Below are 15,487 nucleotides of genomic sequence, written 5' to 3'. Positions count from 1 at the left end.
CAACGCTAACCCTAGAATTCTCCGGTAAGGGTGTTGTGTTCCCTCTAGGGATGTTTTAGACTTAAGAATAAGTATAGTTAGACGGGATAAGGGCGTTTATGGACAAAATACAACATTCAAAACTTTATTCGATTTTCTTTGATACGTTATCGAAGAAAATGGTGGCGGGGTTCCTACTGATTATTTTAATTGGAACGGTGCTTCTGAGCTTACCGATCGCGACCCGTAGTGGGCAGGGGACGTCATTTATCGACGTCCTCTTTACGGCGACCTCGGCAACTTGTATCACGGGCCTGACGGTGGTGAATACGGCAGCCAACTGGACCACGTTCGGTCAGGTGGTCATCATGGTTATCGCGGAAATTGGGGCGTTGGGCTACATGACCTTCGCGGTACTGCTGTTTAACGTGATGCGCCGTAACCTGAATCTCTCCACCCAGCTCATGGTTAAGGAATCCTTGAACCTGGAGAACCTTCACGATACGAAGAGTGTGATGCGCTATGTGATCGGATTGTCCGCGTTATTTCAGCTGCTGGGGATGGGGCTCTTTGCTCTCGATCTGGTTCCAAGATTCGGTTGGGGCCGAGGGTTGTACGTTTCTGGTTACCACGCGGTGATGTCCTTTTGTAATGCTGGTTTCGATGTCTTTGGGAACAGTCTCATGAGTTTCCGAAATGATTCTTACTTGCTCCTGGTCACGACGATTTTGATTATCGCTGGGGGACTAGGATTTCTGGTCTGGCGAGACCTCTTACTCTATCACGAACGCCATCGCTTGACACTGAACTCCAAATTGACGTTAACAACGACTATTTCTCTCTTCATCGTGGGTTTCTTGATGCTGTTGGTGACGGAACGTAATCTGCATTGGTTACCGGCAGGAACGTCCTGGGTTAACCGCACCGTGAACACTCTCTTTCTAAGTGTGACGCCCCGAACGGCTGGCCTGATTTCACTGCCAACCGACAGTCTGCATGCCGGGAGTATCTTCCTGATTATGATTTTGATGTTTATTGGGGGGACGCCTGGGTCGACTGCCGGGGGAATTAAGACCACGACTTTTGGGGTTTTGATGATCCAAAGTATCGCGCAACTTCGGGGCAAAAAGGACGCGGAGTTTGCCCACCGGCGTTTCAGTCAATCTAACGTGAGTCGAGCCCTCCTATTGATTTTCATGGCGAGTGTCGTCATTGCCCTAGCGACGTTGATTCTCACGCAAACGGAGAAAATTCCGTCTCGCTACGGTTTGGAGTACATTGTGTTTGAGGTGTTGTCGGCTTTTGGAACTGTGGGCCTTAGTTTAGGGCTGACGCCCCATCTCACGCTCATTGGTAAAGTGGTCATTATGCTACTGATGTTTATTGGTCGAGTCGGGATCTTTACCACCTTGTACTCTCTGTCCAAGCGACAAGTTAAACAGAACCTGATTCGCTATCCGGAAGAAAATATTCTAATTGGTTAAGGAGTCGAAACGATGAAGAAGAGTTTTGCAGTGTTGGGCCTCGGACGATTTGGCCAGAGCGTGGTTGAAACGTTGGCGGAGACTAATCAAGACGTGTTGGCCGTCGATGTTCGCGAGGAACCAGTCAATGAAGTGATGGAGATTGCCACTCAGACGCTGATTGCGGATACCCGTGATGAGGACGTTCTGCGGGGCCTCAACATCGACACCTTTGACTACGTCATCGTGGGAATTGGGAATAATATGGAAGCCAGTATTCTGACCACCATGCTGACCAAGGAACTCGGCGCTAAAAAGGTGATTGCCAAGGCCGAAACCAATGACCACGGCCGCGTCTTAAAGCGAGTTGGGGCCGACCAGGTTGTCTTTCCAGAACGTGACATGGGCCACGGTATTGTCCGTAAGCTCCTGTCAAATCACATTCTGAATTTTATCGATTTGAGTGACAAGTATACGCTGGCCGAGCTGGTGATTACCGATCCAACCTTCGTCGACCAGGATCTGATCAAGCTAAACCTGCGGCAACGTTTTGACTTGACGGTGATTGCCATTCAACACGGGCAAGACATCAATATTTCTCCCCAGCCGACCGATGTTGTGCGACTACACGACGTTCTAACGGTAGTGGGGCCAATCGACAGTGTCGAAGAACTCGACGCCACACTCAAAAAATAAGAAGGTTCACCCGAAGGGGCCTGGCACTGCTGGGCCTCTTTTAATGTGGCCGCGATCGGCTGGTGGCAAATTTCTATTGACATTTGGGCCAAAAAAAATTACACTATTACAATTGGCTTCATCGAAATCTCATCATTTACTCATAAAAGGAGGCTGCGCCCGTGCACCTATTTATCAAGAAACAGGTTCAGACGGATCTGTACAAGAAAACAGGATTAGAGAAGACGCTGACGGCGTTTAGTCTGACAACAATGGGGATTGGCGCCATCGTGGGTTCTGGGATCTTCATTACCCCTGGACTGATTGCCGCCAACTATACGGGACCGGGTGTCATGCTTTCCTACCTAATTGCTGTCATTGTCTGTGCCATGGCCGCCCTGTGTTACTCTGAATTTTCATCAACGATTCCTTTAGCCGGAAGTGCCTACACTTATGTCTACGCCGTTTTTGGCGAGTTTCTGGCCTGGATCCTCGGGTGGGCGTTGATTTCCGAATACCTTTTTGCAGTTTCTTCGGTTGCTGTTAGTTGGTCGTCGTACTTTCAGAATCTTATAGGGGGCTTCGGTCTGACCCTGCCGCCATACTTACAGGCGGCCGCTGGAACTGCCGGTGTGAGGGGTGGCGGCATCGATATTGTGGCCTTGGCGATCACTTTACTAGTGGCTTGGCTTCTCTCGAAGGGGATTCGGGAGTCTGCCCGTATTAATAACATCATGGTCATTGTTAAAATTCTCGTGATTCTGTTATTTATCGGCATTGCGGTCTTCTACGTTAAACCAGCCAACTACCGGCCGTTCTTGCCATTTGGAGTCCATGGGGTCTTCAAAGGAGCTGCGGTGGCATTTTATGCCTACATTGGCTTCGATGCCGTCTCCACAGCCAGTGAAGAAGTGAAGAATCCCAAACGGAACATGCCAATTGGGATTATCTCATCGTTACTGGTGGCTGCGGTGCTCTACATCAGCCTCTCAGCCGTCTTGGTAGGAGTCGTTCACTATAGCAAATTAGGCGTGGCCGATCCCGTAGCCTTAGCCCTCAGCCTCATTCACCAGAATTGGGCGGCCGGCGTTATCTCATTTGGAGCGATCGTGGGGATGACCACGGTGCTCATTGTCATGTCTTACGGGGGAACGCGATTACTCTTTGCGATCAGTCGCGATGGCCTGTTGCCACAATCGTTGCGCAAGCTGAACCCTAAGACGCATGTCCCCGTGACCAATACCTGGATTTTCGGGATTATCGCAAGTGTCTTTGCCGCATTTATCCCAATTGATAAGATCGCCGAACTGGTTAATATCGGGACATTGTCAGCTTTTGCCATGGTTTCACTGGGAATCGTCTTTCTCCGCCATGACGAACGGTTTAAGGGCTTTGACGCGTCGTTTAAGGTGCCTGGTTATCCGGTTCTACCCATTGTGTCATTTCTAGCTTGCGTGTACCTCATGACGCAGCTACAGCCCTTCACGTGGCAGGCATTTGGTATTTGGGTAGCCATCGGGCTCGTCGTCTATGCGGCCTATGGGTATCATCATAGTGAAGTTCGATCGCAATTAGATCAAAATCCACCAGCGTAAATCAAGATTAAACAGCAAGGGACTTACTGCTTAGCCGGTAACCCCTTGCTTTTTGGTAAAGATTGGGGCGTCCTTAGGAAGTGTTAAGCAAAGCTCCTTATAATAGTTAAGTCGATTAATACGAGAACAAATTAACCCCATCTAGTAAATGAGTAGGTGGATGAAAGGTGGTTTAACGAATACCATGCAGAAACGACAACGACCGATGAAAAAACATCATCCCATTCGAAATATCATTTTAACCGTGATCCTCGCGCTCTTAGTGGGAGGAACAGCTTACGGCATGCATCGCTATCGGAGCTTAAAAGAAACTGTTAAGAGTTCCTACAAACCTTCTGGCGTGACTAAACTCCGGAATGTTGATGAACAATTGAAGACTAAGAAACCGATTTCGATTCTTTTGATGGGGACCGATACCGGCGCGCTTGGTCGAACCTTTGCCGGGCGAACCGATAGTATGATGGTCGTCACGATTAATCCGAAGACCGATAAGACAACGATTACCAGTATCCCACGGGATACGGCGGTGACCATTCCTGGCTACGAAAGTTATGGTCTTTCCAAGATTAATTCGGCCTACGCTTACGGAAAGTCTAAGACGGCCATTACCACTGTGCAACAGATGTTGAATGTGCCCATTGATTTCTATGCCATTATCAACATGGGTGGCATGAAAAAGATTATTGATGAAGTTGGCGGGGTGACTCTGACGCCAACGTTGAGCTTTAGTTATGGTGGTTACACCTTTGAGAAGGGTGTGCAGACCCACATGAACGGAAAGAAAGCCTTGGCTTACTCTCGGATGCGTGACGACGATCCGCAAGGGGATTACGGCCGTCAGACGCGGCAACGTAAAGTCATCATGGCTTTACTTCGCAAGTCCGGGTCTATTTCTACCTTGTTGAACCAGAGTTTTGTGAGTTCGTTGACCGAGCAGACCCAGACCGACTTAACCTTTAACGATCTGACGGCGTTGGCCAAGGACTACCTGTCGGCAACGAAGGACATCAAGACCACTCACTTGCAGGGGACTGGTGAAACCTTAGACGGTCAGAGTATGGAAGTGATGACGAAGACCGAACTTCAGCGGGTGACGGACTACATTCGGGCTGGCTTGAGTTTGAGTCATAAGTCAACGGGGACGATTGCCCAGATTGATTCGACGACGGGGACGACCAGTACGGCCACGGAGTCTACCGGTAGTGCGAACACTGGTAGTAGCAATACCGGTGGTTCAGGTAACGGGTACTAGAAACAACGGGTTGGTTTAAATACCGTCAAAGAAGCTGCTACGATAGGCCTCACCATTGGCCTTAACGACATTTACTGAAGCATTTAGCCAGCTGCTTGCCAAGTCGTCAGATGATCCGCTAGTGCTGTGCTTAAGCCGCCAGTTCTATGAGTGACAGAGGGTCTAGAGAACGAACTGAAAAGCGCCTCCTCCACCAATTGGTGAAGGGGGCGCTTATTTTAGTTGCTAATGTTTTTAGTAGCCTTGGGTGGGGTCGGTGACGTTGACGGTTAACTTACCCTCATTCAGCCAGCCTTGCAGGTTCGTCATGAACATGTCGAAGATTGGTTTTTCGTCATCCTTGGCGAATCCGGTTTGATGCGGCGTGATCAAGACGTTGGGGTAGTCCCAGAGACGAGATTCTTTTGGTAGAGGTTCCGTCTCGAAGACGTCTAAGGCGACGTGAAGGACGTTTTGATAAAGCAACGCATTCATTAAGGCCTTTTCATCCACGGACTTACCACGGCCCACGTTGACGAAGATCCGGAGACCGTCGAGTTGCTTGAAGAAGCTTTCGTTGAAGTAGCCCACGGTCTTGGTGGTTGCGGGCATCGCATTGATGATAATATCAGCATCTTTAATGACCGAGCTATCATCAGCTAAGGCGACGGCCGACTGGAATCCTAGTACGTCATGACCAGTCCGGTTAACCCCAATTGGTTGATTGCCAAAGCCATTCAGGAGCTTAGCAATCGCTTGACCGATGCTACCGGTTCCATAAATAACGATGGTTTGACTACCAATCATGGCCAAGTCACTTCGCAGTGGCCGTTGCCAGAAATGGCCTGCTTGGTTCTTAACGGCTTCGTTAAAGCCACGTAAGAAGTAAAGCAGATAACCGAGAGTCGATTCAGCGATGGCCGGTGAAAAGGCCCCGCTGGCATTGGTGACGGCAATGTCATGTGCGCGAATCCAATCAAGTGGTAAATAATCTATCCCAGCGCTGGTAGTTTGAATCCAGCGAACTTGGTTGTTGGGTGCCATCAGTGCGGCAGGGCCCACTTCTGGGTCCCAACCAAAGATAATTGAGATGGGTTCGGCGGACTTCCAGTCGGCGGCGTCAATAATATCGACGTTCGTCTTGGCTAGCCGGTCCCGTTGTTCAGTGGTTAATGGTTGTAAGGCAAGAATTCGTTCTGTCATAGTGAAAAACCTCCTCATACCTTGTACTTACTTTCATTCTAGCACGAGATCCCCTGGTTTTTGAACATAATTTCACGAACCGCTAATAAAAATCTGGCAACGAATAGCACAGATCCTCCAAAGTGTTACGAAAGTTAACGAACAATCCACAGACTTATTTCGAGTATTAGCCATTAACTTTCAGTATATTGATGGTCAATCATTGAAAGTTGACTTATCACTCGATATAATGAAACCAGGATAGCAATTATTTATTCACACCAAAAACGTTTGGGGAGGTTGGAAAAATGCTAAATCTAGGTCTGGATATCCTGGGCCTCGCGCGATTTCAATTTGGAATGACCACTGTCTTTCACTTCTTCTTCGTTCCATTTTCAATCGGGTTGGCCTTTGTCGTCGCGGTCATGGAAACCATGTATGCGATCAAGGGTGACCAGGATTACAAACGCATGGCACAGTTCTGGGGCAAAATGTTCCTGTATAGTTTTGCCGTTGGGGTTGTGACCGGGATTATTCAAGAATTCCAATTCGGGATGAATTGGTCGGAATACTCACGGTTTATGGGGGACATCTTCGGTGCACCACTGGCCATTGAAGCCCTTGCAGCGTTCTTTATCGAATCAACATTCATCGGTGTTTGGATGTTCACCTGGGGTCGCTTTAACAAGTGGATCCACACACTCTTTATTTGGTTAGTCATGTTCGGGTCTTCACTTTCCGCTCTATGGATTCTGGCGGCCAACAGCTTTATGCAAAACCCATTGGGTTACATCATTAACAAGCAGACGGGTCACGTTCAGATGGTCAGCTTTTCAAAGGTGTTAGGTAACCCACAACTGTGGAACGAATTTCCTCACGTGATCTTCGGGGCCTTCGTGACCGCAGCCTTCGTTATTGCCGGCTGTTCAGCATGGCGATTACTCAAGCGTGACCACGTGACCTTCTACCGGAAGTCACTCAATGTTGCCTTGATTATTGGGCTTATCTTCTCCCTGGGTTCCATTGCCAGTGGGGACTTACAGACCCGTTACTTAATTAACAACCATCCTATGACATTCGCTGCTATGGAAGGGTTGTACAAGGATTCCACGAACAAAGGGGAATGGACGGCCGTTGGAGGCTTTGATACTAAGAATCATAAGTCTACCTGGTCAGTCGATGTTCCTTATGTCTTGAACTTATTGAGTTACCACAAGACGACTGGGACCGTCAAAGGCATGAATAAAGTCAATAAAGAATTACATGCCAAGTATGATAAGAAATTTGGTAATGACATGAACTATTACGTGCCAACCAAGACCTTGTTCTGGAGCTTCCGGATCATGGCTGGAGCGGGGGCCTTATTTGCCCTGTTGGCCGTCGTTGGTTTAATTATGAACCGTAAGAAGTCACAAGCCATTATGAAACAACGCTGGTTCCTGTACATCTTGGGGCTGTGTCTGTGGTTACCATTCGTGGTCAACACCGCGGGTTGGTTTGTCACCGAATTTGGTCGTTACCCATGGGTTGTTTATGGGCTGTTAACGATCGCGGATGCCGTCTCACCAAACGTTTCAGTGGCCTCGCTACTGACGTCTAATATTGTTTACTTCCTGATGTTTGCCGGTATGGGACTTGTCATGGTTGTTCTGTGTCACCGAACGTTGAAGGCGGGTCCTGATGCCGCTAATACCGACGGTTATGCAGCAGGTGACAAGGAGATTGACCCATATTCGAAGGGGGCGTTCAACCATGACTAACTTACAATTACTCTGGTTTATCCTCATTGGAGTGCTTTTCAGTGGGTTCTTCTTCCTTGAAGGTTTTGACTTCGGTGTGGGAATGCTGATTAAGAGCTTTGCGCGTAACGATGCTGAAGAGGACGTGGTCATTCGGACCATTGGACCTCACTGGGATGGTAACGAAGTTTGGTTAATTACGGCTGGTGGGGCGATGTTCGCCTCATTCCCAATGTGGTATGCCACATTATTCTCAGGCTACTATTTGATTCTGTTTTTCATCCTAGCCGCTTTGATTTTCCGGGGGGTCTCGTTTGAATTCCGGGCCAACATGGAAACCGCTAAATGGCGGAACTTCTGGGGCTGGGCTGGGACCATCGGGAGTCTCTGTGCGGCTTTCCTCTTCGGGTTACTCTTTACCTCAATGATTGCGGGGATGCCCATCGACAAGAATGGTGACATGACCGCGCACTTCTTGGATTACGTCAACCTATTCTCCGTGGTTGGTGGGGTGGCTGTGACGGTCCTCTGCCTGGTTCACGGGTTAAACTTCATTCGGTTGAAGACAGCTGGCGAGTTACGAGAACGGGCTTTATCTTGGAATAAGATTCTGTATCCTGTTCTATTTGCCGGTGAAGTAGTCTTTGCCATCTTGCTGTTCTTCTCCACGGACTTCTTTGACAAGAAGCCATTGACCACGACGGCGATTGTGGTGGCCTTAGTGGTCTTCACTGTCCTGGCTTACTGGGGCGTGTTAGGAAACCACGAATGGCTATCATTTATCGGCAGTGGGCTGTCATTGATTAGTGTTGTAGTGCTCATCTTCAATGGCTTGTTCCCACGGGTCATGATTGCCAACAACTCGGCCTTCTCATTACTCATTAAGAACTCGTCAAGTTCGCCGTACACGTTAAAATTGATGACGATTTTAGCCTTTAGTATTTTGCCGATTGTCCTGGTTTACTTCATTTGGAGTTACTGGGTCTTCTACAAGCGGTTGGCTTCACCAAAGCAAAGTGCTTAAGGTTATCGGTTAAGTTAAGGAGATGTGATTTCGGTCACATCTCTTTTGTTGTCTCTAGGTGCATCTTGGCGAAACGTGTGTCAGAGGGCAAGTGGCTGAGATAAGCCGTACCACCGAAATGCCTGCTGGCGCACTCTAACTCGATAAATATCGGTGAAAGCTGTATCATGACAGTAAGAGTTATCACTTGTTACGAGGGGGCGTTTGTTTTGATTGATCAACGGGTGTTTAAGTTTCCTGGAGTAAAGCCAGCCGCACTGATTATGGCGGTTTTGACTCTGATTCAGGCAGGGATGATTATCCTGCAGGCCAAGTATTTATCACAAGCCATCGTCAATCTCTGGCAGTTAAAGGGGATTCGAACAATTGTGATGCCGCTGGCCCTTTTTGGTGTCGTTTTTTTAGCCCGACACTTGTTAACGCTATCAAAAAATTGGCTACTGTATCCATTCGTGGAAACGACCACGAAAACTTTACGCCAGCAATTTATGGCAAAACTGTTTGATCTGGGACCGAGTGTCGTCGCAGAGAAGGGAACCGGGAACGTGGTGACCATGGGGTTGGAAGGGATCGACAAGATTCAAACCTATCTCATGATGATTATCGGCAAGGTTCTGGATCTGGGGATTACGCCGTGGTTAATTTTGATTTATATTGCTTTTATCAAGTGGGAAGAAGCACTGTTCCTTTTAGCGATCTATCCCTTAATTATCTTCTTCATGATTATCTTGGGTTTAGCGGCCCAGGCAAAGGCCGACCGGCAGTATGCCGGTTATCAACGGTTATCCAATCACTTTGTGGATACCCTACGCGGCCTGCCAACCCTGAAACAGCTGGGCTTGAATAGGGCTTATGCGGATAACGTCTATCAGGTCAGTGAAGACTATCGGAAGAAAACCATGGCAACGCTGACGATTGCGATGACCTCAACCTTTGCCTTGGATTTCTTTACCACCTTGTCAATTGCCATTATTGCGGTATTTCTAGGATTTGGTTTGATGAATGGGACGATTCAACTGTTGCCAGCCTTAATTATTTTGACCCTTGCGCCAGATTACTTTGCGCCAATTCGCAATTTTGCCAACGACTATCACGCTACCTTAAACGGGAAGAATGCTTTAACGGCAGTTCTGGATATCTTACAACGGGCGACACCTAAGGATCGTGACTTGTTACCACTACGCGACCCGGTTTGGGAAGATCAGGACACCTTAACTTTCGATCACGTGAACGTTAAGTATGGTGATTCGCAACAGGCCACCCTCCAAGATATTAATTTTGAGATTAAGGGATTTCAGAAGGTCGGCATCATTGGGGCATCTGGTTCGGGGAAGTCGACGCTGATTAACACCCTAGGTGGCTTTCTCAGCCCCCAGGACGGCCAAATTACGGTCCGGGGGATTGCGGTACCTCATTTGGACCAACAGGCCTGGCAGCGGAGTTTTGTGTACATTCCGCAGGCGCCTTATTTGTTTCACGCCAGCCTCCGAGAAAACATTACTTTTTATGATCCCGAAGCCAGTGAAGTGGCTGTTCAATCGGCCGTGGCCAAGGCTGGTCTGAGCGATTGGGTTGCGACGCTTCCTGCCGGACTTGAGACGGCGATTGGTGAGGGTTCACGGGGCGTCAGTGGTGGTCAGGCACAACGAATTGCGTTGGCCCGAGCCTTTCTGGACGACTCGCGGCGGGTGTTGTTGCTTGATGAACCCACGGCGCACTTGGATATTGAGACCGAAGTGGGTTTGAAGCAAACAATGATGCCGGTCTTTGACCACCATCTGGTCTTCTTCGCGACCCACCGTCTACATTGGATGAATGAAATGGATTATATTCTGGTCATGGATCACGGCCGGGTTGTTGAACAGGGGACACCCGCGGAATTGCAGGAGAAAAACGGGGCCTATGTCAGATTACGGTCAGAGATGGAAGGGGCGACGGTGAAATGAAAGGCTTCTTTGCAACATTTAAGCACGATCACTGGGTTATGCCGTATCTACGCCGCTATCGTAAGCTATTGGCTTTGGTGCTTTTCTTAGGGTTCATGACGTTCTTCTGTGGTGGGGCGCTGATGTTTAACTCGGGCTATTTGATTAGCCGGGCGGCAACCCATCCCTATAATATTTTGATGATTTACGTTCCGATTGTTTTGGCACGCGCCTTTGGGATCGGGCGGCCAGCCTTCCGTTACGCGGAGCGGTTGACTAGTCATAACTGGGTCTTACGGATCGTTTCAGACTTTCGTAAGCGACTGTACCAGGCCGTGGAAAAGCAAGCGGTCGCCATTCGCCAGACGCATCAAACGGGGGATGTCCTGAGCATTCTGGCCGAAGACATCAATCATATTGAGAATCTCTATCTACGAACCGTCTTTCCATTAGTGATTGGTTGGTTGCTGTACCTGTTTGTCGTTATCGGCATCGGCTACTTCAACTGGGCGTTTGGCCTGCTAATGTTAGTCTTGCTGGGGGTTATTGTTATGGTCATGCCTCTAATGTCGGTCGCAGTAAACGGTCGGCGAGAATTCCAAGCCCGGCAGATTCAACGGGGCTTCTACACGCAATTGACCGACTCCGTTTTAGGATTAGGGGACTGGTTAATTTCCGGTCGACGGCAGGACTTTCTGGATCAACAAGAAGCTCCGATCGACCAGATTGCGGCGTTACGGCGGCATGATCATCACTTTCAATGGTGGCGTAACTTTGCGATTCAGGTGATCTTCGGGACGGCGGTCATCCTCATCGTCTGGTGGGCTGGACTGACATTTACCGGTAGTCAGGCGCAGGCCAACTGGGTCGCTGCCTTTGGGTTAGCCCTCTTTCCAACGGTGGAACCCTTTGCCGATATGAGCCAGGGGGTCAGTGAGTGGCCGGTCTATCGGGATTCCATTCAACGGGTGAATGCGTTGGATGAGTCTGAACCGAAGCAGATTTCTCAGAAGACCATCGCTGGCTTTGAGACGTTAGCCATTGATCACGTTGACTTCCAGTATGCCGAAGCCAAGCGTCAGGTTCTCCGTGATTTGTCACTGACAGTTCACACTGGTGAAAAGTTAGCCTTGCTGGGGCCCAGTGGCACCGGGAAGAGCACGTTGTTGAAATTAATTCTGGGGGATGAAGCCCCAACGCGAGGAACGGTCCAGCTCAATGGGGTCCCAGTGGCGGCCTTACAGCAGCAACGGGCGCAACTCTTTGGCGTTCTGGACCAACAGCCATACCTCTTCAATACGACCGTCATGAACAACGTTCGCTTGGGGAACTTGAATGCAACTGACGAACAGGTCCGAGCGGCCATCAAGGCCGTGGAGTTGGATGACCTGATCTCTCGGTTGCCCATGGGATACGAGACCCAAGTGCAAGAGGCCGGTAGCCGATTCTCCGGTGGGGAGCGACAACGTTTATCACTGGCTCGTATCTTGCTACAAGATGCTCCTATCATCATCTTAGATGAACCGACCGTCAGCCTAGATCCAATCACGGAACAGCATTTATTGGATACGGTTTTCGACGTGCTCAAGGACAAGACAATTATCTGGGTTACCCACCATTTGGCTGGGATTAATCACGTCGATCAGGTTCGCTTCATCGAAGATGGTAAGTTCGATATGCAAGGGACGCCCGCGGAACTTTATCGCGACAACGCCCGTTTCCGGTCCCTCTACGACTTGGACCGGGGCCATCATGATTAAATAAAAAATCCCTCTTGGTTTAACCAGAAATGGTTAGATCAAGAGGGATTTTTAGATTGATCGATGATTTTTAACAAACCTATTTCAGCCTGTTCAAACTTAGATATGACTGGCCGCAATTTGTCGTTTTGATTCAGTAACGGCCGCTCAAAGTCGTAGGTGGCCAACAGGATCTAGCCTGATTACAAAGCAATTTTAATGGTCACGTTGCAACAACAGTGTTGTCAATTTGGCGAGATCATCGCGGGCCGTTCCAACCGGCAACGCCTGAATGGCAGCGAGCGCTTGTTCCGTGAACTGGGTTGCCAAAGCCTTAGCGGCCGTGACGCCACCGTGCTGGGTGACCAGTTGTTGAACTGCGACAATATCTGCTTCGGTCATCTCGTGGCGCTTTTTCAATAGCCGATGAAAATCTTTTGGAGCCTGAGACATCGCTAAGATTAACGGAAGTGAATAAACCCCGGAGCGGAGATCCTCAAGGACCGGCTTACGCGTCTTCTTCGGATCACCGGTGTAATCGAGAATATCATCTAAAATTTGGTAGGCACTGCCAATGGCAAGCCCAATCTCACGGGCGTGTGAACGGACCACTTGAGGCGCGTGGCTTAAGGCGGCCCCCTGGTAACAACTCAGCGCGAAGAGTTCGGCTGTCTTCCCCGCAATCTCTTTCAAATAGCTCGCTTGGCTGATATCTTCGCGGTAGTTCAGATCCATTTGATGAAGTTCCCCTTGCAGGATACGGTGCATCGAATCAACGTGGTCTTGGACCAGCGTTCGGTCGCTAGTGGATTTCAAGACCTGGTTAAAGTAAACCGTGAACATGAAGTCCCCGGCATAAATTGCATTACGTTGACCGTATTTCATTTGAATGGTCCGGACACCACGACGGGTAGGGGATTCGTCGATCACGTCATCGTGAATCAGGGTTCCAACGTGGAGAATCTCGAGGGCTGCTGCGCCGGCTTGAAGCGCGTGCGAATCCACGGGTTGGCCGAAGGCGGCAAATAAGTAAAAATATCCGGGGCGGAGAAGCTTGCCACCGGATGTTAACAGACTGATAATCTTGTGATGAATTGGTTGATTGTCGAGTTGAATGGCAGCCAGTAAGTAGGCCTGCAAGTCATTTAACTGCGGCGCCACTGAAGGGAATCGCCGCCAAAGTTGTTGATCCATACTGCACCTCACTATGTACCCATTAAAATTTATCTTACCGACAAGTGGAAACGTTGTCAAATAAAGGTTATCATCGAATTTAGAAAAGACATTCGGGGGGATTTGTGTGACTGTCAAAAACTTTTTAGAATTAGTCGAGATTAAAGCTAAAATTGCGTCGGTTTGGCCGTTTTTGTTAGGGTTAATCTTCGTCGCTTTTAACTTTAATCACGTTAATTGGGATGTGACCGGGGTTTTCTTTGTGGCGATGTTTCTCTTTAACATGGCTGTTGATATCAATGATAACTACCAGGATTACCGTCATGCCGGGACTCAGGCCGAACGGTGGAAACGTGAGACAAATATCATTGGCGTTCAACACCTGCGAATGGCGCGGGTCTTCGGTCTGATGGCAACCTTTGTCGTCATCGCTGGGGTACTGGGCCTTTGGCTGGTCTGGATCACCGGGTGGCCTCTCCTAGTCATGGGGGTTGGGTGTTTCTTAGTTGGGTATCTTTACGCTGGGGGACCCCGACCATTATCCGGCACGCCAACTGGGGAATTTTTTGCCGGCTTTACCATGGGCTATCTGATCACGCTGATTACGGTCTACCTCAACGTCTATCAGCGTGGGGGACTGTCTTGGTCACTCGCTGGCCGCGTTTTGTTGGCTTCTGGCATTGCGGTGACCGCGATTGCGGCCTTGCTTCTGGCAAACAACATTTGTGATGCGAAAGAAGACCTCGCCTTGAAGCGACGAACCATTGTTTACTATTTGGGTAAGCGTGGGTCACTCATCTTATTTGCGGCCTTTTATGTCGTGGGTTATCTGGCGTTCGTGGGGGCGGTGGCTGTCGGTGATTTACCTAGATGGTCGTTGTTAGCCTTACTGAGTATTCCCTTAGTTTATCGTAATGTTCGCGACTTCTTTGCCGTTCAGGTTAAGAAACAAACCTTTATTCTGGCCGTTCGAAACTTGGCAATTCTGGCGGGATCGACGGTGCTTGCCGAAGTGATTGGATTATTTTTCGGTTAAGCCTGCTAAAATGTGGCGTGCCATCGTTGTTTTTTTAAGGTTCAATCGGGTAGAATGTAAACAAAACAACTGATGGAGGCCGCAAAAAAATGAAAATTCTAGAAGATCGAATTCGACGTGACGGCACGGTGTTGCCAGGTGACGTTCTCAAGGTGGATAATTTCTTAAATCATCAGATTGACCCACAACTCATGAATGAACTGGGGGTGGAGTTTGCCCGTCGGTTCGCCGATGCTGGGATTACCAAAATTCTGACGGTTGAGTCTTCTGGAATTGCGCCGGCAGTGATGGCGGGGCTACACCTCAACGTGCCCGTTATCTTTGCCCGGAAGCATAAGAGTCTCACACTGACGGACCATCTCTACACGGCCAAGGTTTATTCCTATACCAAGCGTGTGAACAACGACATTTCAATCGATCGGCGGTTCTTGAAGGCGACGGATCGGGTCCTCATTATTGATGATTTTTTGGCAAATGGTCAGGCGGTCCAAGGGCTCTTGGATATTGCCGAGACGGCTCAGATTTCGGTGGCCGGTGTCGGTGTCGTGATTGAGAAGCGTTTCCAGAAGGGGCATCAGTTAGTTGTGGATGCTGGCATTCAGTTGGAAGCACTGGCTAGCATCGCTTCATTTGAACATAACGAGGTCCAATTTGCCCAAGATTAATGGTGGGTACTTGTGTAATTGGTAAGCAAACTTTAAACTTATAGTGAAGGACTGAACACGA

At 49.0% G+C, this 15,487-nt stretch carries 12 protein-coding genes; 10 read left to right on the top strand and 2 right to left on the bottom strand.

Annotated elements, in window-relative coordinates; translation table 11 throughout:
* Window positions 1-98: 98 nt before the first annotated feature.
* From EKM70_RS02280 to EKM70_RS02265, 4 genes are all read left to right on the top strand, one after another.
* Window positions 99-1,463 carry a TrkH family potassium uptake protein gene (locus tag EKM70_RS02280; RefSeq protein ID WP_125544880.1) on the top strand — a complete coding sequence of 455 codons (1,365 nt, stop codon included), beginning with the start codon at window positions 99-101 and terminating at the stop codon, window positions 1,461-1,463.
* Window positions 1,464-1,475: 12 nt separating this feature from the next.
* A complete protein-coding gene (locus tag EKM70_RS02275; RefSeq protein ID WP_125544878.1) occupies window positions 1,476-2,138 on the top strand; it encodes a potassium channel family protein in 663 nt (220 codons plus the stop codon).
* A gap of 161 nt (window positions 2,139-2,299) precedes the next feature.
* Window positions 2,300-3,712 carry an APC family permease gene (locus tag EKM70_RS02270; protein ID WP_125544876.1) on the top strand — a complete coding sequence of 471 codons (1,413 nt, stop codon included), beginning with the start codon at window positions 2,300-2,302 and terminating at the stop codon, window positions 3,710-3,712.
* A gap of 184 nt (window positions 3,713-3,896) precedes the next feature.
* Window positions 3,897-4,964, top strand: coding sequence for an LCP family protein (locus tag EKM70_RS02265; protein WP_125544874.1), 1,068 nt, complete (start codon window positions 3,897-3,899; stop codon window positions 4,962-4,964).
* A gap of 234 nt (window positions 4,965-5,198) precedes the next feature.
* Here EKM70_RS02265 and EKM70_RS02260 read toward each other — a convergent pair whose 3' ends face one another.
* On the bottom strand, window positions 5,199-6,146 hold the full coding sequence (locus EKM70_RS02260) for an NAD(P)-dependent oxidoreductase (RefSeq protein WP_125544872.1): 948 nt from the start codon (window positions 6,144-6,146) through the stop codon (window positions 5,199-5,201).
* A 287-nt stretch (window positions 6,147-6,433) separates the two neighbouring features.
* Between EKM70_RS02260 and EKM70_RS02255 the strand changes: the two genes are divergently transcribed.
* The 4 genes from EKM70_RS02255 (at window position 6,434) to cydC (ending at window position 12,573) form a co-directional block, all read left to right on the top strand.
* A complete protein-coding gene (locus tag EKM70_RS02255) occupies window positions 6,434-7,885 on the top strand; it encodes a cytochrome ubiquinol oxidase subunit I (protein ID WP_125544870.1) in 1,452 nt (483 codons plus the stop codon).
* Window positions 7,878-8,888 carry a cytochrome d ubiquinol oxidase subunit II gene (gene cydB, locus EKM70_RS02250; protein WP_125544868.1) on the top strand — a complete coding sequence of 337 codons (1,011 nt, stop codon included), beginning with the start codon at window positions 7,878-7,880 and terminating at the stop codon, window positions 8,886-8,888. The genes EKM70_RS02255 and cydB overlap by 8 nt, the downstream gene beginning before the upstream one ends.
* A 209-nt stretch (window positions 8,889-9,097) precedes the next feature.
* Window positions 9,098-10,834 carry a thiol reductant ABC exporter subunit CydD gene (cydD, locus tag EKM70_RS02245; protein WP_125544866.1) on the top strand — a complete coding sequence of 579 codons (1,737 nt, stop codon included), beginning with the start codon at window positions 9,098-9,100 and terminating at the stop codon, window positions 10,832-10,834.
* The gene (gene cydC, locus EKM70_RS02240) at window positions 10,831-12,573 is read left to right on the top strand and encodes a thiol reductant ABC exporter subunit CydC (protein WP_125544864.1); all 1,743 of its coding nucleotides are present in this window, start codon (window positions 10,831-10,833) and stop codon (window positions 12,571-12,573) included. Before cydD ends, cydC begins: the two co-directional genes overlap by 4 nt.
* A gap of 195 nt (window positions 12,574-12,768) precedes the next feature.
* Here the strand turns inward: cydC and EKM70_RS02235 are convergent, their stop codons facing one another.
* On the bottom strand, window positions 12,769-13,746 hold the full coding sequence (locus EKM70_RS02235) for a polyprenyl synthetase family protein (protein ID WP_125544862.1): 978 nt from the start codon (window positions 13,744-13,746) through the stop codon (window positions 12,769-12,771).
* A 106-nt stretch (window positions 13,747-13,852) separates the two neighbouring features.
* Here EKM70_RS02235 and EKM70_RS02230 point away from each other — a divergent pair, with 106 nt between their 5' ends.
* Window positions 13,853-14,761, top strand: coding sequence for a 1,4-dihydroxy-2-naphthoate polyprenyltransferase (locus tag EKM70_RS02230; RefSeq protein ID WP_125544860.1), 909 nt, complete (start codon window positions 13,853-13,855; stop codon window positions 14,759-14,761).
* Window positions 14,762-14,850: 89 nt separating this feature from the next.
* A complete protein-coding gene (locus tag EKM70_RS02225; RefSeq protein ID WP_125544858.1) occupies window positions 14,851-15,426 on the top strand; it encodes a xanthine phosphoribosyltransferase in 576 nt (191 codons plus the stop codon).
* Window positions 15,427-15,487: the final 61 nt, after the last annotated feature.

It is taken from the genome of Levilactobacillus lindianensis, from assembly GCF_003946095.1.
In the GTDB taxonomy this organism is placed as follows: domain Bacteria; phylum Bacillota; class Bacilli; order Lactobacillales; family Lactobacillaceae; genus Levilactobacillus; species Levilactobacillus lindianensis.
Note: the sequence above shows the minus strand (reverse complement) of the source record. Positions and strands in the feature narration are given on the sequence as shown.